Origin of the sequence: Streptomyces phytophilus (assembly GCF_013870535.1) — a bacterium.
GTDB lineage: Bacteria > Actinomycetota > Actinomycetes > Streptomycetales > Streptomycetaceae > Streptomyces > Streptomyces phytophilus.
Genome location: NZ_JACBXC010001762.1, coordinates 1 through 458, shown reverse-complemented (window position 1 = coordinate 458; position 458 = coordinate 1). Strand labels below are relative to the sequence as shown.

Sequence of the window (458 nt, the reverse complement as noted above, 5' to 3'; positions counted from 1 at the left end):
CCACCGCCGACAAGAAGCGCTACACCGAGGAACTCCTGAGCCTGTGCAGCCGCGAACAGCCGCACGCACTGATCCCCACCACCGCGCAGGAACTACCGCTCCTCGGCCGCCTGGCCGGCCGACTGCAGAGCATGGGCGTACGCACCTGGCTGCCGAGCACCCGCACCGCCGAAGCCTGCCTCGACCACCACCTCCTCTACCCCCTCCTGGCCGACCGCGACGTACCCACCCCGCGGTGGTGGCGGCCACAGGGCACCGCGGACCTCCCCCACGGCGTCGAGGTGGAGGTCGTGTCCACCAACGGCCACCGGCACCCGGCCTTCGCCGCGATCGCCTGCCACTCCCGTGAACAGGCCCGCATGCTGTGCGCCCTGCTGGAACCCGCAGCCATCCAAGAACGCCTCCACGGCGTCGAGTTCAGCGCGGACTGCCTGGTCGACAACCACCGCCGGGCATCG

The 458-nt window shown here is 71.4% G+C and carries 1 protein-coding gene; it reads left to right on the top strand.

The window, feature by feature from the left end; all coding sequences use genetic code 11:
- Positions 1-458, top strand: a 458-nt coding sequence (locus H5J30_RS35790) for an ATP-grasp domain-containing protein (RefSeq protein WP_508471345.1), incomplete at both ends; no start/stop codon positions are given.